Origin of the sequence: Burkholderia sp. AU30198 (assembly GCF_020419825.1) — a bacterium.
In the GTDB taxonomy this organism is placed as follows: domain Bacteria; phylum Pseudomonadota; class Gammaproteobacteria; order Burkholderiales; family Burkholderiaceae; genus Burkholderia.
This window is the reverse complement of sequence record NZ_JAIZSA010000007.1, coordinates 240,296-262,038: the sequence shown is the minus strand read 5'-3', so window position 1 is coordinate 262,038 and position 21,743 is coordinate 240,296. Positions and strand designations below refer to the sequence as shown.

The following is a 21,743-nucleotide window of genomic DNA, read 5'->3' as shown; positions in this document are numbered from 1 at the left end:
GCGCGCACTACCGTGCCGGACTGGCCCTCGGTGGATCGATCGCGCTGCCTGTCGTCGCTACACGCGCAATGTTGGAGAGCTGTCGCTGCACGTCGTCCGCTTGCGCGCCCAACTCGATATGGCAAAAGGCATACAGTGCGCAGAGCGTCACCGACAGCAAAGCTACCGACATCCAAACCGGAATTTCGAAATGGGATGCCTGCCGAGCTGTTTCGGTAGATTGCGCGTGAGGTGAAAGCACATCTAAAACAGGAGGGAGATGCACGGCGATCGCGTTGTAAATTCGCTCTCGTACGCGGTCGTGCACGCCAAACGTCCTGCCACGTGGATACCGACCTTCAAACCCAAGGCTGAAAATCCGGTAGATCACTTCGAGCAACGGCCAGTGGTCGGCCTCGTCTTTCAACAACCGCAACGACAGCGCATAGATCTTCGAGCCGCCCTGGTTGTCTTCTCCAATACGCTGAGTCAGCGCTCCGGCAGCCCATGCAACACTCCCCGATGTGTCGCCGCGCGACACAAGTACGCGCATTGCGGCCTCGTCCAGCGCCGTACACAGGCAATATCGAGCGCCGATCATGTGTTCGTTGCGGATGTTGGCCCTCACACATAGGCGCTCGAACACGCGAACTTCGTTCATCAGCAGGTCGCGCAAGCGTTCGTCGTGGCCGATACGAATTAGCTCCGGCATATCCACAAGCGCGCGAAGCAGCACCCTGCCCGCCTCCAGCAACGCATTACGGTGGCCAAGTACCGCAGCCAGTCTCGTCTGCTCGTCCTCGGGCGGCGAAAGCGATCCCAATGGACGACTACGGCGCGAGTTGGGTCGCTGCCCCGTATTCTTGCCAGAGAGAAAGATACCGTTCGGTCGTCGCGGTGGTGCGAGCGCGCTTCGAGCCGACACGATCTTGGGCCGGTTACTGGACCGGGTCATGCTGGGGTGAATTCAAAATTCGACTCATCGCGCTCAACGTAAGTAAAGTCAAACCGTTGGGCCGTCGTCGGACACGATCAGCGTTCCACCGCAACTCGTGTCGCTGCCATGATGAGCAATTTGACGGCCGTTGATCGTGCCAAAACCACCTTTGGTAATGACACCCGGGCCATGCAACGGGCATGACACGGAATCACCTACGCATGCCGCAGGGCGTCCGTTGATCGCGACGCCCGCGCTGGCTGATGTGACTTTGCCGCCATGGGTAGTCAATGTGCCAAGAGTTGCGACGAAAGCTGGCATTCAAAAATCCTCTTAGACGACTACTTCAATGTAGTCAACACGCTCCCAAGCAAGCATTTAGCTTGTTGTCCACCATGAACCAGACGCGTGATGAACATACGAAAGCTTATCCATCTCTCCCAAACCTCTCAGCCACCAACCTTATAACTAACGCATAAAAAACATAAACCACCACAAAATAAATTGAATCCAACTTATATTTCAACCACCAATATGGCAAAACACCCAAAAACACCAACACACAATAAATATTAACCTTGCTGAATTTTTTATCGAATCTCAATCGACCACCTCATCACACTCATCTGACGCAGGACACCCCGCAGCTCCTTTCATAATGGCCTTGCCACCTTGGATCGCCCCTTGAAGCTTCACTTGACTCATAATTTCTGACTTGTGCGCATCAATCCTATTACTAAGCTTCGTAATTCTTGACGTACTACGTGCAATCTTCAGTTGCCCAGATAGTGCACGCGCCGCCTTCGCCGATCTAATAGCCGTTCCTGCAGAAGCACGCATCCCCGGCAAAATTGCGGAAAATGCACCAGAAATTGCCATATCAGCCACATCAAGGCACTTCCAGTTCGTTTTTCCCGTAAAGATCTTCTGCTTTGCAAGTTGAATACCCGCATCAACTGCAGCCCCTCCCAGTGCTCTCCCAACAAAAAGTGCCACCGGTATAAGGAACGCAAACGCTCCACTTGGATCGATTCTATTGATGGGATCTCTATCCGCGTAGGAATAGTGATTCAATCCTCCTAACAATCCAATCGGATCTTGGTTAACGTAACGTCCAATTTCGGTATCGTAGTAACGCAACCTGTTGTAGTGCAGCCCCGATTCCTGATCGTAGTACTGCCCCGGAAACCGTATCGGATTGTCAACGGCATGCACCAATCTCCGTGCCGTACGTCCATACGCACTCAAATCCGCGGCCCACACCACTTCGCGCTGTTCGTCGTACAGTTCCTGCGGCGTCCCGAGGTGATCTGTCACGTAATGCCACGCCTGCCCCTCCGCCAGCCGCGTCAGCGGCCCTGCGTGATCCGGATGCAGCACGTACGTCACGGCGTTGTCCTCATGTGACGTTCGCCCCGTCCGCACCTCCTGCATCATCCAGTCACCGTCCCACATGAACAGCGTCGTCTGCCGCGCGCCGCCCGCCTGCGTGTGGTGCTTCGCTACCCGCCGACCGAGCGCGTCGTATTCGTACTCGCTTCTCCCTCCGTCCGCGTGATCGATTGCCACGAGTTGATGGCTGCCGTCGTACCGGTACTTCGTCACCTCCAGATGCGCTTCCGGCTCCTCGTATTTCGGCGTCCCCGTCAGTACTTCCATCACACGCAGCAGGTTGTCCGTCCCGCGCTGGCTACGCTGTTCCGCCGCCGTCAATTCCGGCTTCGGCGGCAACGGTACCGTCCGCGCGATGCGGTTGCCGTGCCCGTCGTACGCAAAATCCACCGGACGATCCGGGCGCGTCTGCGGTGCAAACCGCAGCAAGCGATCCCCGCTTGCCTTCCATGCCTGCACGTCGTTCAGGCTCGGCGCAGCACCCAGCAGGTTGCCCGCTGGATCGTAATGGAATGCTTCCGCGCCGCTTGCCGCTGTGACGTGCGTCAGCCGGGATAATGCGTCGTAGCGATACGTCTTCTTGTCCCGCCACGCGTCGTCCAGTGTCGTCAGCTGACCGGCCGCGTCATACGCCCACGCCCGCCACGGCCGTGGTCTCTCCAGCGACCGTCCCTGTTCATCGAGGTTCTGCCAGCGATGCGCGGCCAACAGGCCGTTCGTGCCATACCCGAAGTGGTGTGACGTAGGGCCTTGCGTACGCCGGATTTCCCGGTGCAGTTCATCCCGCTCGAAGCTCGCCAGTGGATGCTCATCCAGCAGGACACCATGCACATGTCCCGAGCCGTAACGCTGCCACACCAGCGAACCGACTTCCGGTACGTTCGTCCAGTCGCGATTCCCGATCGCATCCACCCCGTGTGTGAGTCGCCAGACGCGTCCGTGATGGGCCTGCACCTCTGCCGTGCGACGCCCAGCCGCGTCGTATTCGTAAGTCACCTGCACCGGGGCTCGCCCCGGCGAGACCGCCTGTGCCTGCGTGAGCAACCCGCGTGCGTCGTACCGATAGCTGGCTTGGCTTCCATCGCTCGATCGCCGCTCCACCGGCCGGCCCAGCACGTCGTACGTCACGTGCGTGGTGATCTGCCCATCCTGGCCGTGATCGACGCGCTCGACCAGTTCCCCCGCTGGGTTGTACCGATAGCTTTGCCGCCGGCCGTCGAAGCCGGTCTGTTCGATCAACCGGTTCCGGCTGTCGTAGCGGAACGTCGTCGCCTCCTGGTTCGCATTGGTCAGCTTCGTCAGACGGCCAATCGCGTCATACCGGAACTGTTGCGCGCCGTCCGTCGGATCGACGATTCGGGTTCGCTGACCGTAGCCATCCCAATCCACACGCGTCACACGCTTGAGCGGATCCGTATGCGCGACGGCCCTGCCGGCTTCGTCGAATTCGACTTTCCACCAGCCCATGCCGGCCGGCTGCACCGCCGTCATGCGTGCCGACAGGCTACCGCTGTGACGGCTGACCTGACCCAACGCGTCCGTGGTCTCGGTCAACTGGCCGAACTGATCGTATTGATAGGTTGTCGTCTGCCCCGAGCAATCGGTACGCGCCACGAGCTGCCCCGCGTCGTCCCATTGCATCCTCGTTACATTGCCCAGCGCATCGGTGCGGGCAACCGGCAAGCCGTTCTCGTAGGCATAACCCGTCACATTCCCGAGCGGATCGGTTTCGCTCGTCAGGTGACCTTGCGCGTCGTAGCCGCGCTGCCAGACCTGTCCGGTCGGGTCAGTGATCTGTTCCGGCAGGCTCTGGTCGTTGTAATTGATGCGTGTGATCTGACCGGCCGGATCGATGATCGACGTCGGGTTGCCTCGCGCATCGTTCACCATCCGCGTCGTGCGGCCCAGCCCATCCGTATAACCCGCCACGCTCCCCGTCTCGTCGAAATGCGTCTGTTCGACGCTACCGTCCGGATGCACGACCTTCTCGACCGCCCACAAACCGTTGTAGTGGTATTCGGTCGTATGCCCCAAGCCGTCCATCACCCGCGTCACGCGCAGCGACGGCAGGTAATCTAAACGCGTCTCGCGCGTGACGATTTGCTGCCCGTCGGCGGTCTCGGTATACGCGTAGGTCCGCAGGCAGTACGCGTTTGGCGTATCGTCGCTCCACTCCGATACGTGCGTCGCACCCGCCGGCGTGCGGTACGTCGTCAGCAGATGGTGGTCATAGCTGTAGCGCCACGACAGGTTTTCTCGGTCGGTGGCCTCGATCAGGTCGCCGTGTTCGTCATAGACATAGCTCGTCAGGTGCAGCGGCTGATTCCCAAAACCCTGGTCGAGCAGCACGGCCGTGATCCGGCCGGCCGCGTCCAGTTTGCAGCGCACGGTATGCCGATTGTTGCAGACCGTTTCAAGCCAGCCTTGTGTCGTATAGCCGAGCGTCAGGTTTTGCCCGTCGCGTGTGCCGATGCGGTGCAATTGCCAACGGATCTCGTCAGCGGGATGGCGGCCATAGTGCTCTTCGACACCGTTGCCGAATCGCAGCACGTAGGCAGCGCCCGAGGTGTTGTCGTCACCGCGCGCCAGCGTAATCTTTTCGATCGGATGGAAGTGTTCTTCACCGGGGTTCAGCGCCGGAAACTGCAACCGCCGCCCGTCCGCATCGAAGTAGATCAATCCCGTCGAACTTGTACGTACTTCCGTCGCATACGGCAGCTTCCATGCGACACCCAAACTGCCTTGACGCTGGTCCGCGCTCCGGTAGCTCCGGCTCCAGTGAATCGAGACCCTGCCCGGCAACGTAAAGTCCGTATGCGACAGTACCTTCTGCCCTGTCGCCAGATCAACCGGGTTCGCGCTGACGGTCTTCTTCGCGCATTCCGCGCAATCGGCTTCGGTCACCGGTACGAGGCCGCTGGCATCGCCATTCGTCATGCTGATCGTCGGCGCCTGCAGGTAAATCGCCGTGCCTTTCAGGTGAATGCCCGATTCGTCGATCGTCACCGTCCCGCCCGGGCCTGTCAGTTGCGCCTGTTTCGCTCCGGACAGGCTGCTTTCACCCGTATCCGCGATGCGCAACTGGTTTGCGTTCGAACTCGATACCGGCGCGGGCAATTGCGGCGCGAAGTCGGGTGACGGCGCGATCGGATTCGCCTGATCGGCGCTCACCGCATCGCCCACCGCCTTGCCGCGCACGGTCACCGTGTAGGTGTGCCCTACATCCGCCGTCCAATCCTGCACGACGCGGTCGGTCCGGCTCTGGCCGACCGTACTGGCCATGTGCAGTCCGACGTTGCGCAGGTAGAGCCCGCCGACGTTGACGTTGTAGGCCATCCCGACGTTGAGCATCGCCCCCATGCCCACGCTCTTTACCGACGCGAGCGCCACCGTCTCGAACTTGTAGCCGCCGGTCGACAGTGTCCAGTGACGCCCGATCTGGTCGGTTTCATCGTGGCCGATCCGCTTCGTGCGGTCGTGTCCTACCGTGTGGGTTTCATCGGCTTCGATCACCGCATCCAGATTGCGCTCGGCCTGGATCCACACCTGCTCCGCGCCTTTCTTGTCCTCGAAGCGGATCGCATTGGCGTTGCCATATCCGCCGCCTTTGCTCGAGCGCGTCAGAATCCCGCTTTGCGTCGCGTGCGCCGGCAACGTCCACGGCGGCATCGTCATCGCGTTGTAGACGCGCCCCGTCACGATCGGGCGATCCGGATCACCGTTCTCGAAGTCGACGATCACCTCGGTGCCCACCCGCGGAATATGGATACCACCGAAGTTACTGCCGGCCCACGGATACGACACCCGCACCCAGCAGGACGAATTCTGGTCCTTCACGTCGGAGCGGTCCCAGTGGAACTTGAGCGTCACCTCGCCGTTCTTGTTGGTCCAGATCTCGGCGCCGTCAGGGCCGGTCACGATCGCCGTTTGCGGGCCGCGCGTGCGAGGTTTCCCGATCGTGCGTGGTGGGCGGAAGACCGTGGCTGAGGGTTGGACGATAAACTTGCTGCGAATCGCGTAGGCCGAGAATCCGGTCGTTTCTCCCGTCTCCTTCACCTCCAGTTCCGACGCGATCACCAGATACTCGCGGTTGGCGCTCGCCATCGGATGGCCGGCCATCGCAAACGTCGTGCCGCACACCACGTTGCGCAGATTGCCCTCGCCTTTCGCCCGCTCGCCCTGTGCGTGAATCTCTTCCATCCGCACCAATGCGAATGCGTGGCCATCCTCCGGTTCCGTATAGTCGCCCGGCCATTCATAACGTTCGAACTGATTGTGCGCCGTGTCACGCGGCAGGCTGTTCTGCGCGGTCAGCATCGCGCCCGGCTTCTCAAAGTCGAAATCATCGGTGGTCCACACGCCCGACTGCAGGCGCTCCGTTGCTTCGAAACGGTCGACGTGTTCCCGGTCGATCTTCTGGCCCAGCGCGTAGTACGCGAGCGTCTGATAGGCAACGCTTTCCACGGCTCGATGAGCACCTGGACCATCGACCAGTACCAGTCGATGCACGCCTTGCGAGTGTTCGAAGAACCATGTGACGCCGTGTTCTTCCATCAACCGCTGGGCAAATGCAAAATCTGACTCGCCGTACTGGACTTGATAACGCAGAGGTTTGTAGGTGCGACCAACGCGCATCTCGAACGAGTACAGGTAGGGGCTGAACACCTCGCGCAGAATGTCCAGCACGCTCTTGCGCTGGAAGATGCGGTAATCGGTCCGCTCTCGCGCCAGTGCAAACCAGGGTTCGAGCACGACCCGGTAACGCGACTGTCGATTCAATTGGTCCACATAGCTTGCCGCCGTCACGACGCCGCTGATTTCTCGTGTGCCGGCACCCAGGTGGGCGGCGCCCGCTTGCCCGGCCATCCCCGCGACAAAGCTGCCCATCCCGTCGAGCTGGATCGTGACGGTCAGTTCCTTGCCGAGCATCGCCTTGAGATCGAGGTTGGCCAGCAGGTCGACCGACAGCAGCGGATCGGCTGGGGTCGTCAGCCATAGCTCGTACGCGTACAGCGTGGAGAGCTGCTCCGTACCCCGGATCGCGCTGAGGTGCAGCACCGATGCGATGCCTTCCAGCTCGGGCAGCGCAGGGCCGCCGACCGAAAACGTCCGGTTCGTCTTGAAATTCAACATGCGTGCTGGCCCTCGTGCGCTTGATTGTTGTTCTGTGTTACCGACTGCATGAACTGCATTCCTCCGTGAGTCAGAGTGCGCTGCGCGTCCCTGTTCGAATCGGCCAGCGCATCAACTCGCCGCGCTGCGTCGAGCGCAACACGGACTGAGTAAAGGAATGTGCTGAAACGTGACGTGCCACGTAATGCTCGAGGATCACCCCGAAGAGATAAGGGCTCATGCCATCGAAGCCGGTTTCATCCACCGTCAGCACGCACTCGATGCCTCGACCGAATCGCAACTGACTCTGGCCAGGTAGTTTCTTCGTCACAGGATGCGCATCAACATGGATCAGACTGTCGATCTGTCGCTGGAAGCGCACATCGTCGGCAGCAGCGAAATGAGCCAGAATGTCGCGTAGCCCGCTCCCGTCCTGAGCCTCCAGGGTGCCGTAGCCTAGATTCAACTGGCCGATGAGTCGCCAGGCCGCGTCCCGCTGCGCAAACGGCGCACGTGCAGGGCTCGGCGCACGAATGAGTCCCGCGCTCCTTACCGGCGCACTGATCCCGATAGTCAGATCCGTCGTGCCATCGGGTGCCAACAAGCTCGGCAGATTGCAATTCGTCAACCAAGCGTCCACCGACAGATATTTCATGGTTTGCGGATAGGAGTACTCATTTTGATCGACCAACGAAGCGAAAACGTCGGTGCCGACGTACGTGGCACGAGCACCGTAGCGACGATATGACGTCTTCGCCATTCCGTGCTCGCGGCGCGTCGTAAAGTAGCGCCCGTGATTGGTTTCGTCGTTCACTACTGCTCTGTACAGCGGCCGAAACTCGAGCGACGCCGCACCTTTGCTCACAAAGCCATGCAATGATTCCACTGAGAACACCTCGTAGTCCGAGCCGTTCTGCCTGTCGGGACGCAGCAGAATTTCGCCGCCCATGCGCGGAATCTCGGCGGGATCGGTTTTGCGACGGAACAGGTTGATGACCGGTGTACAGAAAAGGGCAAAGCGGGATGCATCGACGCGCTCGACTAGCGCACTGTCGAAGCGATCCAGCAATATGACGATTTCGGCTTCACGACCGGTCACGTGTCTCAACCCCGCATTCAAACCGGTCAGCGTGAAAAACCAGAAGCGCGCGGGACACGCTGCATATTCGTGCAACAGGTTGTGGCCGTGAAACTTCGTCCCGATCAGCGGTAGCAAACCCTCATCGGTAGCCAGCCCCGTGTATTCGATCGCCCGAGCGGAGACGATCCCGAGCGACTGATTCGGATCAGCAAAGCGGTTCGGCAGTCCGGTCACGGATGCCACGGCACCAGCGTGAATCAGTTCGAATAATCGTGATGCCACGCGCTCGTCACCTGTCAGATAGACAGGTAATCGTTCCAGGCCGCGCATCTCCTCGAATCGCGCTTCGCCCGTGGTACGGAGTCTGAGACGCAGCGCACCGCGAATCGGTCTATCTGCGGCGCAATAGCGCTCTATCGATGAAATATCCGGCGGAACCCCTGTCAACCTCGCCGAAACAATCTCCAGCGGATACAGCATCACGTCCAGACCGCTACGAAACGTACAGGACGTATGTTCACCATCCGGCACTCGACTCGCGAACTCCGTGCCACGCGGTACACAAAACCCCTCGAGCAAATTGCCCTCCTGCTCGTTGGGATAGAGGCGCGCCACCGCCATTGAAGGCGTCGGAGCGGCGTAATTCGGATAGACGGTTTCCAGTAGGCGACTGGTCAGCAGGGGGAATTCGGCATCCAGTTTCAATTGCAGTCGCGCAGTTGTAAAACTCGCTGCCTGCACCAGACGCTCAACAAAAGGATCGGCAATCTCGCCGGCATGCATGCCCAGCCGACGCGCAATTTTGGGATGCGCCTGGGCGAACTCCTCCATCAACTCCTTGAAGTAAAGCAATTCCCGATTGTAGGCATCAAGGAGATGAGGGTTCATGGCAAGCGCAAATCCGGGTTCCATGCAGAGCATTCGACAGCGGCGCTGTCGGCAATGCGATGAATGCTAGCCGCAAAGACCATCTCGATAAATACCTGACAGAATTGAGAGGTCAGGCTTCGATACTGGATCTGAGAGCCTTATTTTGAGATATGAGTCGTTATCCTGAATATTTTCAGCATGATCCACCGCTGCAATCCTGCGCTGACGCTCGTTGCTCATGAAACCTCGCAAGTCTCGTTCTCCATACCGTTGTGCCGATTGCAATGGCCGGAAACGGTCAAGAGTGCTGTGTCATGCAGCGATTTTCTTGCGAGTGCGAAGAAGAGGGCGGAGGAGGGGAATGCGCAGCGGCGCGTACCGCTCAGGCGATCCGCATCGCGCCGGCACGCTCGAACGCGTGCCGCGCCTGGATCAGCGTCGTGCGCGCCGCGCGCGCGTCGCTCGCGACCTGCAGCAGCGGGCCGAGCTGCGACGGCTGCTTCAACAGCTCACGCAGGATCGGCAGGATCGCCGTGCTGCCGTCGTCGCGCAGGCCGGCCGTTGCCGCGCGCGGCAGCGTGCGCCACGCCGGATCGACGATCGCGCGGCACACCGCGAACGGTACGCCGCGCGCGGCCGCGAAGGCCGCCGCGATATGCGACTCCATGTCGACGGCGAGCGCGCTCTTCGCGCGATGCAGCGACGTCTTGTCCTGTTCGCTGATGACCGGCGCGCCGACGGCCGCGATCGTGCCGCGCGTGACGCGCGCCCAGACCGGCGTGTCGTGCAGCGCGGCGACGAGCCGTGCGCTCCAGCCCGTATCGGTCTCGACGCGCCCGAACGGCCCGTCGATCGCGCTCGCGATCACGAGTGCGCCGGGTGCCAGGTCGGGTGCGAGCCCGCCCGCCGTGCCGAAGCTCACGATGCCCGCGCAACCGCGCGCGGTCGCCTCGGTCAGCGCGCGTTCGAGCCGGTCGGCCCGCGCGGCAAAGACGGCTTCGACGCCGTCGCCGCGCGCGATACGTGCCTCGAACGCCATCCCCGTCACGGCGATGACGGGCAACGTGCCGGTAGGTTTCGGTGCCACGCGTTACAGCCCGAACGTCACGCGCGTGGTGTTGTCGCGCTTCAGGTTGCGATAGCGCGCCAGCGCCCACAGCGGGAAGAACTTGCGATAGCCGTGGTAGCGCAGGTAGAACACGCGCGGGAAACCCGTCGCCGTGAAGCGCGTCTCGTCCCACAAGCCTTCTTCGTTCTGCTCGGCGATCAGGTAGTCGATGCCGCGCGCCACCGCCGGGTTGTTCACCTCGCCGGCCGCCATCAGGCCGAGCAGCGCCCATGCGGTTTGCGACGCGGTGCTCGGCGCCTGCTCGAAGCCGCGATAGTTGAGCTTGTAGCTGTCGCCGTCCTCGCCCCAGCCGCCGTCCTTGTTCTGGATCGACAGCAGCCACTGCGCGCCGCGCTTCATGCGCGGATCGTCCGCCGTCAGCCCGGCCGCGTTCAGCGAGCACAGCGCGGTCCACGTGCCGTACACGTAGTTCATCCCCCAGCGGCCGTACCAGCTGCCGTCCGGTTCCTGCTCCTTGAGCATGTAGTCGAGCGCACGACGCGCCGGCTCGCTGTTCAGCGGCGTCTCGCCGAGCTGCGACAGCATCGACAGGCAGCGGCCCGACACGTCGGCCGTCGGCGGATCGAGCAGCGCGCCGTGATCCGAGAACGGGATGTTGTTCAGGTAGTACTGCGTGTTTTCCGGTTCGAACGCGCCCCAGCCGCCATCGCTGCTCTGCATCCCGACGACCCACTCGCGCGCACGCGCGATCGAATCGCGATACGCGTCGTTCTGCTTGAGTTGCTGCGCGCGCTCCATCGCCACCGCGACCACCGCCGTATCGTCGACGTCCGGGTAGTGCGCGTTCGCGTACTGGAACGCCCAGCCGCCGGGCCGCACGTGCGGACGGCGCGAGATCCAGTCGCCGCGCACGTCGAGGATCTGCAGCGGGCGCAGCCATTCGAGGCCGCGGATCGCGGCATCCTCGGCACGCGCGTCGCCCGTTTCGAGCAGCGCATGCGCGGCGAGCGACGTGTCCCACACCGGCGACAGGCACGGCTGGCAATACGCTTCGTCGTCCTGCACGACGAGCAGCTTCTCGATCGACTTGCGCGCGATCGCGCGGTTCGGGTGATCTTCCGCGTAGCCGAGCACGTCGTACATCATCACCGCGTTGGCCATCGCCGGATAGATCGCGCCGAGGCCGTCCTCGCCGTTCAGGCGCTCGTCGACGAACGACACGGCCTGGCGGATCGCGCGTTCGCGCGTGTAGTTCGGGAACAGGCCGTCGGCCGCGCGCAGCGCATGGTCGACCACGCGGAAGAACGCGAACCAGCCGGCGCTCTGGTGGCCTTGGCGCGGCAGCAGCCCGGCGTTGACGGGCGGATCGATGAACAGCTCGTCGATGCGCACGCCGCGCGGGTTCTTCGCGAGCGGGCGCTTCGCGTTCAGCACGAGCAGCGGCACGATCACGGTGCGCGCCCAGTACGACACCTTCGACAGATGGAACGGAAACCACTGCGGCAGCAGCATGATCTCGACCGGCATCATCGGCACCGCGCGCCACGGAATCGCACCGTACAGCGCGAGCTGGATGCGCGTGAACACGTTCGACATCTCGGCGCCGCCCATCGCGTGGATGGCGCGACGCGCGCGCTGCATGTGCTCGGCGTTCTCGTCGTCGCCGATCACCTTCAGCGCGAAATACGCCTTCACGCTCGCGCTGATGTTCGGCGCGCCGTCGGTGAACAGCGGCCAGCCGCCGTCGGCCTGCTGGATGCGGCGCAGATACTTGCCGATCTTCTGCTCGAGCTCGAGATTCGGCGTCTCGCCGAGATAGTGGACGAGCAGCACGTATTCGGCGGGAATCGTCGAATCGGCTTCGAGTTCGTAGACCCAGTGTCCGTCCGCGTTCTGCGCGGCCAGCAGCGCGTCGGTCGCACGCGCGACGGCCGTATCGACGCCGGCCGGCACGGTGCCGGCGGACAGGGTAGCCATTTCGGTGAGATCGTTCATCGGTCCCTCTTTTACTTACTGTGTCTGGAGCACGTCCGCGGCCAGTTGGCCGGAGCGGATCGCGCCCTCGATCGTGGCGGGCAAGCCGGTGGCAATCCAGTCGCCTGCCAGCACAAGATTGGTCCAGCGCGTACGCACGGCCGGACGCTTCATTTCCTGCGACGGCACCGCCGCAAAGCCCGCGCGCGGCTCGACGACGAGCTGCCACGCGGGAATGGTTTCCGGGTTCGCGCCTGTTACGCGCGCGACGTCTTCCCAGATGCGCCGCGCGAGCGTGTCGCGCGGCGTGTCGAGCCAGCGGCCCGCGTCGCGGATCGTCGCCGCGAGCTGGCCGCCGCCGGTGCGCACCGCATCGACGACGCCGTTCACGACGGCCGTCTGCAGCGCATTGCCGGCCGGCGCGTCGACCGCGAAATACGCGGTCACGACCGCGCTGAACGTATCGGGCGCGGTGAGTTCAGGCACGAGCGGCTGAGCGACCTCGGGCGGCACGGCCAGCACGACGGCGTCGCCCGGCGCGAGATCGATGCGCTCGCCGCCGACCGAGACCGCATCGACCGCATTGCCGTGCGCGCCGAATTCGAACGCGTCGAGCCGCGAGCTCAGCCGGATCTGCGCGCCGCCGTGCTGCAGCATCCGCAGCGCCGGTTCGACGAATGCGCTGCCGAGGCCGTGGCGCGCGACGAGCGGACGGCAGCCGGGGCCGCCCGCGGCAAACGTGCCGTACAGCGCCGCGCGCGCGAGTTCGGCACTCGCGTGGCGCGGCTCGACGTTCAGCACACCGAGGAAATACGGCCGCAGCCAACGTTCCCACAGCATGCCGTCGCATCGCATCGTCTGTGCGAGTGAGCGACCCATGCGCGCGAACGCGAGCGGGGCGAGCGCGAGGTAGTCGAGCGGCGTCGTATCCGGCGCGCGCGACGCGGCATCGAACAGCCACGACGGCCAGCGCCCGTTGCCGAAGCGCAGCGTCCAGCGCTGCTGCGACGCGACGTCGACGATCGGGAATTCAGGCAGCGCGGGCCCCATGAGCTGGTCGACCGCGCCGATCGCGCGCAAGTATCGCTGCGTCGCCGGCTGCCCCGCGAAAACCACGTGCAGCCCGCTGTCGAGCGTCGTGTTCAGCGTCCCGTCGAACCATGAGCGGCAGCGTCCGCCCGCATGCGCGTGCGCGTCGTGCAGCACGATGCGTCGCCCGCGGCGTTGCAGTTCGACCGCGGCCGACAGGCCGGCAACGCCGGCGCCGATCACGTGGACGGTCCTGGGCATCGACTCGGTCGGCTCAGAACAGCGCGTAGCGCGCGGCGATCATCAGCATGCGCGCCTTCGGCTTGCGCAGCGGTGCGCGCGGGAAGGCAAAGCCGCGTGCGATCGCGGCTTCGAGAATGCAGCGATACGCGCCCGACATGATGCGCGGCGCCTTCACCTGTGCACGCGGGCAGGTATCCATCACCGCGTCGGCCTGGCGGAAATGCTCGAGCGCGCGCTCGACCAGCGTCGCGCACACGCGCGGCAGCGCCGGATTGCGCACGATCGTCGCCGGGTCGGTGATCGCGATGCCTTCGCGCGCGAGCAGCTCGCGCGGCAGGTAGCAACGGTTGATCGCCGCATCGTCGTCGATGTCGCGCAGGATGTTGGTCAGTTGCAGCGCGCGGCCGAGGTGATGCGACAGCGTGATCCCTTCGGCTTCCGGCATCCCGAAAATCCTCACCGACAGCCGGCCGGCCGCGCTCGCCACGCGATCGCAGAAGAGGTCGAGCGTCGGTTCGTCGGGCGCGCAGATGTCTTCGACCGCGTCCATCGCCATCCCGTCGATCATCGCGTGAAAATCGTCGCGCTGCAGGTTGAATGCGCGGATTTCGCGGTCGAGCGCGGCCAGGTGGCGCGGCGGGCGGCCGGCGAAGCACGCGTCGATGTCCGCACGCCAGCGATCGAGGCCCGCGTTGCGCTCGGCGCGCGGCAGGTCGCTGTCGGCGATGTCGTCGACCGCGCGGCAAAACGCGTAAACCTGGAACATCGCGTCGCGCTGCACGGCCGGCAGGATGCGCATCGCAAGATAGAAAGAACTGCCCGATGTGACGGCAGCGGCGTCGGTTTCTTGTTCGTCCACGACGGAATTGGAAACGGCCAAGACGAGCTCCACGGAGACACCCACGCGGGGCGATTGAAGAAGCCATGCCCGGCTGGGATGGTCAGGGTGTCAAATGCGTGCGAGATATGCGAACGATCGACGCAGACAGGCACAAATTACCGGCCGGAAGCCGGAATTGGGCGAAAGTATAGCAATCTTTGAAGTTCGATGGCGGACACGCGCCGCGTGCGACGGCCTGCCGGAAGCCGTTGACAGGCAAGCGCGTCCGGCCTGGGCGGGAACGGGCGCCGGCGGCGCGTCAGCCGTAAACGATGTCGCGCTGCAGGTCGAGCGCAATGAGCCCCATTTCGCGGGTGAGCTGCAGCATCGAGCGGCGTTCGAGGCGCGAGCCCATGAAGCTCGTCACGCGGCCGTCGGGCTCCGCGGTGTACTGGAAAACCGCGCCGCCCGTGCCGAACCACGCGCCCGGCACATCGGGCGACTCCTGCCAGTCGATCTGCGCGAACACGCGCGCGATGCCCGCGCGCACCAGGTCGCCCGGGCCGATCGGCGGCGCGATGTCGCCCAGGTCGTCGAGCGAATAGGGGCCGGGTTTGTCCGGCTTCCGGTAGAAGAGATAGTCGACGTTCATGGGGCGCAATCGCAGGCAAAGCAACAAATTAGCGTGCTTCGGGATAAATTCAAATCGGATACGGACGAAATGTGGCCTGTACGAGACAAGAGGGACAGATCGAGTCCGGCTCGTCTGGGCGCGCGCGGGTTCGTCTAAGATGACACCTTTCTCAAAATCTCGATACCCGGACACCATGGAGACGAACGCAAGCGCCACCCCGCAGTCCGATCATCCCGTTTTCGTGCTCGTGCACGGCGCCTGGCACGGCGCGTGGTGCTACGCGCACGTCGCGGCCGCGCTGGCCGCACGCGGCCACCTGTCGATCGCGCGCGACCTGCCCGCGCACGGCATCAATGCCCGCTTTCCCGCTTCGTACCTCGCACGCCCGCTCGACCCGGATGCATTCGGCGCCGAGCCGTCGCCGGTCGCGAACACGACGCTCGACGATTACGCCACGCAGGTGATGCAGGCGGTCGACGACGCGTACGCGCTCGGCCACGGCAAGGTCGTGCTCGTCGGGCACAGCATGGGCGGCCTCGCGATCACGGCGGCCGCCGAACGCGCGCCGGAAAAGATCGCGAAGATCGTCTATCTCGCGGCCTTCATGCCCGCGTCGGGCGTGCCGGGCCTCGACTACGTGCGCGCGCCCGAGAACAAGGGTGAAATGCTCGGCCCGCTGATGCTGGCGAGCCCGCGCGTCGCCGGTGCGCTGCGCATCGATCCGCGCAGCGGCGACGCCACGTATCGCGAGACCGCGAAGCGCGCGCTGTACGACGACGTGCCGCAGGCCGACTTCGAAGCCGTCGCGAACCTGATGACCTGCGACGTGCCGGCCGCGCCGTTCGCGACCGCGATCCCGACGACCACCGCGCGCTGGGGCGCAATCGACCGCCACTACATCAAGTGCCTGCAGGATCGCGTGATCCTGCCCGCGCTGCAGCAGCGCTTCATCGACGAAGCCGACGCGTTCACGCCCGACAACCCGACCCACGTGCATCAGCTCGACAGCAGCCATTCGCCGTTCATGTCGCAGCCTGCCGTACTGGCCGGCGTGCTGGCCGATATCGCGAAAAGCTGAGCGCGGCACGCGCTGCGCGCATCCGCTCCGCGCGGGGCGGGCGCGAGCCCGGGTGCGCCTATGCGTAGGCGACCGAACGGTCGCGCCCGAGCCGCTTCGCGCGATAGAGCGCGGCGTCGGCCTCGTTGACGAGCACGTCGCAGGTCGGCGCACCCGTCTTCGCACGCGCGCCGCCGACGCTCGCCGTCACCGGCACGCTGACGCCCTCGGCGTCGACCGGCATGCTGCCGATCGCATCGCGCACCTTGTCGGCCACGCGCATCGCCTCGTCGAGATTCGTGCACGGCAGCAGCAGCGCGAATTCCTCGCCGCCGAAACGGCCGAACGTATCCTGCGCGCGCACGATCGACGCGACGCGTCGCGCCGTCTCGCGCAGCACGGCGTCGCCGGCCGCATGCCCGAAACGGTCGTTGATCGTCTTGAAATGGTCGAGGTCGAACAGCAGCACCGACAGGTCGCCGCCGTAGCGCTGCCAGCGCGCGAATTCGTCGCCGAGCCGCGCCTCGAAGAAGCGCCGGTTCGCGATGCCGGTCAGGCCATCGCGATTCGCATGTTCGCGCAGCTTCGCGACCGCTTCCTCGCGCTCGCGCTGCATCACGCTGACATGCGTGACGTCCGAGATCGTCACGCACACGGCCTCGACGTCGCGGCCGCGCGTGAGCGGCATGAACGTGCAGTCCTGCTGCATGTAGTCGACGCCGCCCGTGATCGGCCGGTCGTGCTCGAAGCGGAACAGGTAGGGCCGCTGCTCCCACGAGCTGAACGCGAAGCTGCCGAGCTGGAACACGCTCTCGAGCTTGCGCGACAGCCATGCGCGCGGCAGGTCGGGAAAGCAGTCGAACAGGTTGCGGCCGATCACGTCGGCGGCCGGGATGCCGCTGTGGTCCTGCATGAAGCGATTCCACATCAGCACGGTCATCGCGCGGTCGAGCACGAACAGGCCGAAGCCGACCCGCTCGATCACGAGGTCGCTCAGCGACGGGGTGGCGGCCGTCATAGCGCGGACAGCAACGCGTCGAGCGCGTCGCCCATCAGCCGGATCGAATCCTCGGCCATCAGCATCACGAAGTGGGCGCGGAACGCGTGGTCCTCGAGCCCGAAGTTCACCTCGAGCAGCAATGCCACGCTCCATGCCAGCTCGGTCGGCTGGAATACGTCGTCGAACGACACGTTCGCGCCGAGCAGCCCCGGCGGAAAGAACACGGGCTTGCGGCCGAGCTCGTCGAGGATCGACGCGACGCACGCACCCATCAGCACGTTCGCGACGTCGAACACGACTTCGTCGGGCGTCGCCATCCCGCCGTACACGCCGTCGCCGAACGTGCGGTCGACGACCGACATGAGCCGCGCGATGCCCGCGGTGCGGCACAGCACGATCGCCTCGCCCTTGATGTCGGAACGGAAACCCTGGCGCACGGCGGTCACGTTGTCGTGGATGCCCGTCATCTCGCGCAGCGCATCGCCCGCGTCGGTCGCTTTCACGACCCGCACGCGCGGCACCGACAGCTCGATGAAGTGCCCGAGCAACAACGCGAGCCGCGCGGCGGCGCGGCCCATTGCAAGATTGGCGATCTCCTGCAACGCGTCGCGTTGCTCCGCCGTGAACACCGAGTCAGGCATACAACCCATACTCCTTGAGAATGGGCAGCAACGCCTCCGACGTCACGGGCTTGGCAACGAATGCGATCGCGCCCAATTCGCGCACGCGTACTTGCGCCTGCGGCTGGATATCGGCGGATACCACGATCACGAACGTGTTCAGATCTTCGTGGCGCAGTGTCTCCAGGACCTGATAGCCACTCATGTCGGGCATCGTCAGGTCCAGAAACATTACGGAAGCTTTGCCGTCACGATAGAGCGCCAGGGCCTCTCGACCATTCGCGGCATACGCGACATCGACGTCCCAGCCTCCCGGCAGCGCCTTTGTCAGAAGTTTGCGAGCGAGCAGCGAATCGTCGGCAATTACAATCGGCAAAGACATGGGGCGATGCGGTATACGGAGTGGTCTCTCTCGCGTTAACGACCGCGCGGCGCACTTCTTGAGGCGCCATGCGTTCGGGCACGGGCAACCGCCTAGCGGCCGCGCGCGGGCGCATATATCTGTCATAGGGAAAGCAAGGCGCGATTCTCTGAGTAAACCGGAGGCGGTGCAACTCGCCATATTCACCATTTCGAACAGAATCGATCCAAACGCACGCCATTCCGAAAACAGTCGCGACCATTTTCGAGATAAGCACGCAAAATTTTTCCTTGTGTACGTTTGCGCTGCCGGATTCGTCGCGTTTTCAATCTGACAATTTCCCCCTGTCGGAATCGACAGGATTACTGGCGTCCGGGGCCGTTCGGCGGGCCGTCGCAACTCGTTTATGATGGCAGGCACCTCCGCCTCACCCGCTTCTTCGATGACGTCCGACCGGCCCGCCGACTCCCACGCTCCCGCCTCTCCACCCGCCGACGACTGGCAGGACGACGGCAACTATGCGTCCGGTGCGCCCGAGCACGATTTCGCGGTGCGCCGCGTGACGCTGATCGTGCTGCTCGTCGCGGCGATCGTGCTGCCCTGCATCTACGTCATGGTGATGGCGTACAGCGACCTGAAGACGCGCGAGGCCGCCGCGAGCGACGTGACGATGCGCACCGTGCGGGTGGCCGAAGAGCACGCGCTGAAGGTGTTCGACCTGAGCGAGACGCTCGATGCGCGCATCGTCGATCTCGTGCAGGACATGGACGACGCGACCGTGCGCAACCGGGAGTCCGACATCCACGAAGCGCTGAACACGATCGGCGGCGGCTATCCGCAGGTGGCCGCCGTATCGATCTTCGGCGCGAGCGGGATGCTGCTCGCGAACAGCCTCTACTATCCGGCGCCCTATGCGTCGATCGCGAACCGCGACGACTTCACCGGCATCCGCGACGGCAAGGTGATCGAACACATCTCGCGGCTGATGATGGGGCCGCTCAAGCTCGAGAACATTCCCGTGTTCAACACGGGCGTCGCGCGGCGCCATAGCGACGGTTCGTTCGCCGGGATGGTGTCGATCGCGCTGAAGTCGTCGTATTTCAACGCGTTCTACCGCGACCTGCTCGGCGGCGCCAGCACGCCGATGACGATGGCGCTCGCACGCTCGGACGGCGCGGTGATCGCGTCGTATCCGCCGCCGCCCGCACTCGCGCACACCGATCGCGCCGTCACGTTCGGCGACGCGCGCAACGATCCGCGCGCCGGCGTCGTGCGAGTGCGCCACGACGGCGCGAGCAGCGAGATCGTCGCGTACCGCCAGGTCGGCAGCTATCCCGTCTACGTGACGTGCGCGTACCGCACGTCGGCGATCTGGCATGAATGGTACGAACACCTGAGCGTGCTGTTCATCTCGATGTTCGCGCCGTCGATCGCGCTGTGGTCCGTGATCTGGCTGTCGCTCAAGCGGCTGAAGGCGGAAGAGGAGGCGTGGGATCGCTGGCAGGCCGAAGCATCGATGCGGCGCTCGATCGAATCGGCGTATCGGCAGTCGCGCAAGATGCAGGCGCTCGGCAACCTCGTCGGCAGCGTCGCGCACGACTTCAACAACCTGCTGATGATCATCTCGAGCAACGTGCAGATCGTGCGGCGGCGCGGCGTCCAGCATCTCGACAAGGAACTCGGCGCGATCGAACGCGCGCTGAAGAACGGGCAGTCGCTCACGCGCCAGCTCCTCGGCGTCGCGCGCAAGCAGCCGCTGCACAACGAGACGATCGACGTCGGGCAATGGGTCGGCACGTGCCGCGAACTGCTGAAGACCTCACTCGGTTCGAAATCGTCGCTGGTCGTCGCGATCGAGCCCGGCGTCTGGCCGATTCGCGTCGACGTCGCGGAGCTCGAACTCGCGGTGATCAACCTCGCGGTCAACGCGCGCGACGCGATGGCGGCCGGCGGCCGCTTCACGGTCGGCGCGCGCAACGTGACGCTGCGTCGCGAGGACGGCTTTCCGCTGACCGGCGATTTCGTGCAGATCGCGCTCGACGATACGGGGTCGGGCATGGCGCCCGACGTGCTCGCGCGCGCGTTCGAACCGCTGTTCACGACGAAGGCGCAGGGGATGGGGACGGGGCTCGGCCTGCCGCAGGTGTTCGCGTTCTGCGAACGCTCGGGCGGCCTCGCGACGATCGACAGCGCAGTCGGCGCCGGCACGTCGGTGCGCCTCTACCTGCCGCGTGCACGCGCCGAGGATGTCGTCGCGCGGCCGCCGGCGATCGCGCACGACGCGGGGGCAGGCGCGCTCGCCGGCCTGCACGTGCTGCTCGTCGAGGACAACAGCGAAGTCGCGGCCGGCACCGAAGCGCTGCTGTCGCTGCTCGGGCACCGCGTGACCTACGCGCCCACCGCCGACGACGCATTGCGCCTGATCGAAGGCGCAGCCGCGAACGATGCGTTCGACCTCGTGATTTCGGATATCCACATGCCGGGCAGCCTGAACGGCATCGACCTCGCCGAAGCGGTCGACCAGCGGCCGGAAAAGCTGCCCGTGATTCTGGTCACGGGTTACGCGGAGGAACTCGACCGCACGCGCACCGTCAACGTCCGCGTGCTGTCGAAGCCGTTCGACATCGCGCTGCTCGACGAGATCCTGCTGGGCATCCGCGAAGCGCGCGACGCGCGGCACGCCGGCACGTGACCCGTTGCGTGCGGGCCGGCGCCGGCGGCATGAACGGGTGCGACGCTCAGGCCGACTTCAGCAAGCGCACCCAGCCCGTGTAGCGATCGACGAAGCCCTGCAGGAACTTGCGGGTGTCTTCGCTGAGAATCTGGCCCTGATCGTCGATGCGTGCCGGGTCGTGCTTGATGAACATCTCGGGCTGACCGAGCGTCTTCACGTCGAGGTACGCGAGCACATTGCGCAGGTGCTGCTGCGCGAGGGCGGTGCCCGTCGCGCCCGGCGACGTGCCGAGCACCGCACCCGGCTTGCCCGACCACGAGTTGGAACCCCACGGGCGCGAACCCCAGTCGATCGCATTCTTCAGCACGCCCGGAATCGACCGGTTGTACTCGGGCGTGAAGAACAACAGCGCGTCGGCGGCTTCGATCGACTGCTTGAAGCGCTTCGCGACTTCCGGGAAATCCGCGTCATAGTCCTGGCTGTACAGCGGCAGCTCGCCGATCTCGACGAACTCGAACGAAAAATCGGCGGGGGCGAGCGAGATCACGGCGTGCGCGAGCGCGCGGTTCCACGAAGCGCGACGCAGGCTGCCGACGACCACAGCAATGCGATAGGACATGGCATTCTCCTTCCGGTGAGTGAGGAATCGGATTGATTGCTTCCGAACGAGCGACAAAGGTCTGTTTATAGGCAAGCCAGCCCGCGAACCGTCCCACGGGGCCGTCCGGTCGACTTTCCACAAGGTTTTCCACAGAAATTGTGGATAACTTGGCCGTTATGTTCTGACGTTACAAATCGCCCGCCGCGGGTCGTCGCCGACACGCGACACAGGGTTCGGCAAGCATAGCGCAGCGCGCCGGCCGATTTCGTGAATTCGTGACGGAACATGCA

15 protein-coding genes are annotated in these 21,743 nt (G+C 64.3%); 2 read left to right on the top strand and 13 right to left on the bottom strand.

The features are described from left to right. Window positions 1–7 precede the first annotated feature (7 nt). The 9 genes from icmH to LGN19_RS17805 form a co-directional block, all read right to left on the bottom strand. Complete coding sequence (gene icmH, locus LGN19_RS17845; RefSeq protein WP_226216331.1) at window positions 8–934, bottom strand: type IVB secretion system protein IcmH/DotU; 927 nt, start codon at window positions 932–934, stop codon at window positions 8–10. A 48-nt stretch (window positions 935–982) separates the two neighbouring features. Further along, entirely contained in the window at window positions 983–1,237 is a 255-nt protein-coding gene (locus LGN19_RS17840) for a PAAR domain-containing protein (protein ID WP_226216330.1), read from the bottom strand. A gap of 279 nt (window positions 1,238–1,516) precedes the next feature. Further along, window positions 1,517–7,441: a type VI secretion system tip protein TssI/VgrG gene (tssI, locus tag LGN19_RS17835; RefSeq protein ID WP_226216328.1), complete on the bottom strand. Its 5,925-nt coding sequence runs from the start codon at window positions 7,439–7,441 to the stop codon at window positions 1,517–1,519. A gap of 70 nt (window positions 7,442–7,511) precedes the next feature. Then, window positions 7,512–9,389, bottom strand: coding sequence for a type VI secretion system baseplate subunit TssF (tssF, locus tag LGN19_RS17830; protein ID WP_226216463.1), 1,878 nt, complete (start codon window positions 9,387–9,389; stop codon window positions 7,512–7,514). A gap of 364 nt (window positions 9,390–9,753) precedes the next feature. After that, a complete protein-coding gene (locus tag LGN19_RS17825) occupies window positions 9,754–10,410 on the bottom strand; it encodes a phosphorylase (protein ID WP_264173112.1) in 657 nt (218 codons plus the stop codon). 51 nt (window positions 10,411–10,461) lie between these two features. Then, on the bottom strand, window positions 10,462–12,435 hold the full coding sequence (gene shc, locus LGN19_RS17820; protein WP_226216324.1) for a squalene--hopene cyclase: 1,974 nt from the start codon (window positions 12,433–12,435) through the stop codon (window positions 10,462–10,464). Between the two features lie 15 nt (window positions 12,436–12,450). Then, window positions 12,451–13,704, bottom strand: a complete 1,254-nt coding sequence (hpnE, locus tag LGN19_RS17815) for a hydroxysqualene dehydroxylase HpnE (RefSeq protein WP_226216322.1) — start codon at window positions 13,702–13,704, stop codon at window positions 12,451–12,453. 13 nt (window positions 13,705–13,717) lie between these two features. Beyond that, window positions 13,718–14,566 (bottom strand): presqualene diphosphate synthase HpnD, encoded by an 849-nt coding sequence (gene hpnD, locus LGN19_RS17810; protein WP_122949661.1) that lies wholly within the window; start codon window positions 14,564–14,566, stop codon window positions 13,718–13,720. A 259-nt stretch (window positions 14,567–14,825) separates the two neighbouring features. Further along, a complete protein-coding gene (locus LGN19_RS17805) occupies window positions 14,826–15,158 on the bottom strand; it encodes a hypothetical protein (RefSeq protein ID WP_122948355.1) in 333 nt (110 codons plus the stop codon). Window positions 15,159–15,333: 175 nt separating this feature from the next. Between LGN19_RS17805 and LGN19_RS17800 the strand changes: the two genes are divergently transcribed. Further along, window positions 15,334–16,218 (top strand): alpha/beta fold hydrolase, encoded by an 885-nt coding sequence (locus LGN19_RS17800; RefSeq protein ID WP_226216320.1) that lies wholly within the window; start codon window positions 15,334–15,336, stop codon window positions 16,216–16,218. A gap of 58 nt (window positions 16,219–16,276) precedes the next feature. Here the strand turns inward: LGN19_RS17800 and LGN19_RS17795 are convergent, their stop codons facing one another. From LGN19_RS17795 to LGN19_RS17785, 3 genes are read right to left on the bottom strand one after another with little or no spacing between them, the layout of a single operon-like run. Next, window positions 16,277–17,215: a GGDEF domain-containing protein gene (locus tag LGN19_RS17795; RefSeq protein ID WP_122948357.1), complete on the bottom strand. Its 939-nt coding sequence runs from the start codon at window positions 17,213–17,215 to the stop codon at window positions 16,277–16,279. Then, window positions 17,212–17,838 carry a chemotaxis protein CheC gene (locus LGN19_RS17790; protein WP_122948358.1) on the bottom strand — a complete coding sequence of 209 codons (627 nt, stop codon included), beginning with the start codon at window positions 17,836–17,838 and terminating at the stop codon, window positions 17,212–17,214. The genes LGN19_RS17795 and LGN19_RS17790 overlap by 4 nt, the downstream gene beginning before the upstream one ends. Beyond that, the gene (locus LGN19_RS17785) at window positions 17,831–18,199 is read right to left on the bottom strand and encodes a response regulator (RefSeq protein WP_226216318.1); all 369 of its coding nucleotides are present in this window, start codon (window positions 18,197–18,199) and stop codon (window positions 17,831–17,833) included. The genes LGN19_RS17790 and LGN19_RS17785 overlap by 8 nt, the downstream gene beginning before the upstream one ends. Before the next feature lie 421 nt (window positions 18,200–18,620). Here LGN19_RS17785 and LGN19_RS17780 point away from each other — a divergent pair, with 421 nt between their 5' ends. Next, complete coding sequence (locus tag LGN19_RS17780; RefSeq protein WP_122948359.1) at window positions 18,621–20,870, top strand: hybrid sensor histidine kinase/response regulator; 2,250 nt, start codon at window positions 18,621–18,623, stop codon at window positions 20,868–20,870. A gap of 46 nt (window positions 20,871–20,916) precedes the next feature. Here the strand turns inward: LGN19_RS17780 and LGN19_RS17775 are convergent, their stop codons facing one another. Beyond that, on the bottom strand, window positions 20,917–21,471 hold the full coding sequence (locus tag LGN19_RS17775; protein WP_122948360.1) for an NADPH-dependent FMN reductase: 555 nt from the start codon (window positions 21,469–21,471) through the stop codon (window positions 20,917–20,919). Between the last annotated feature and the right edge of the window lie 272 nt (window positions 21,472–21,743).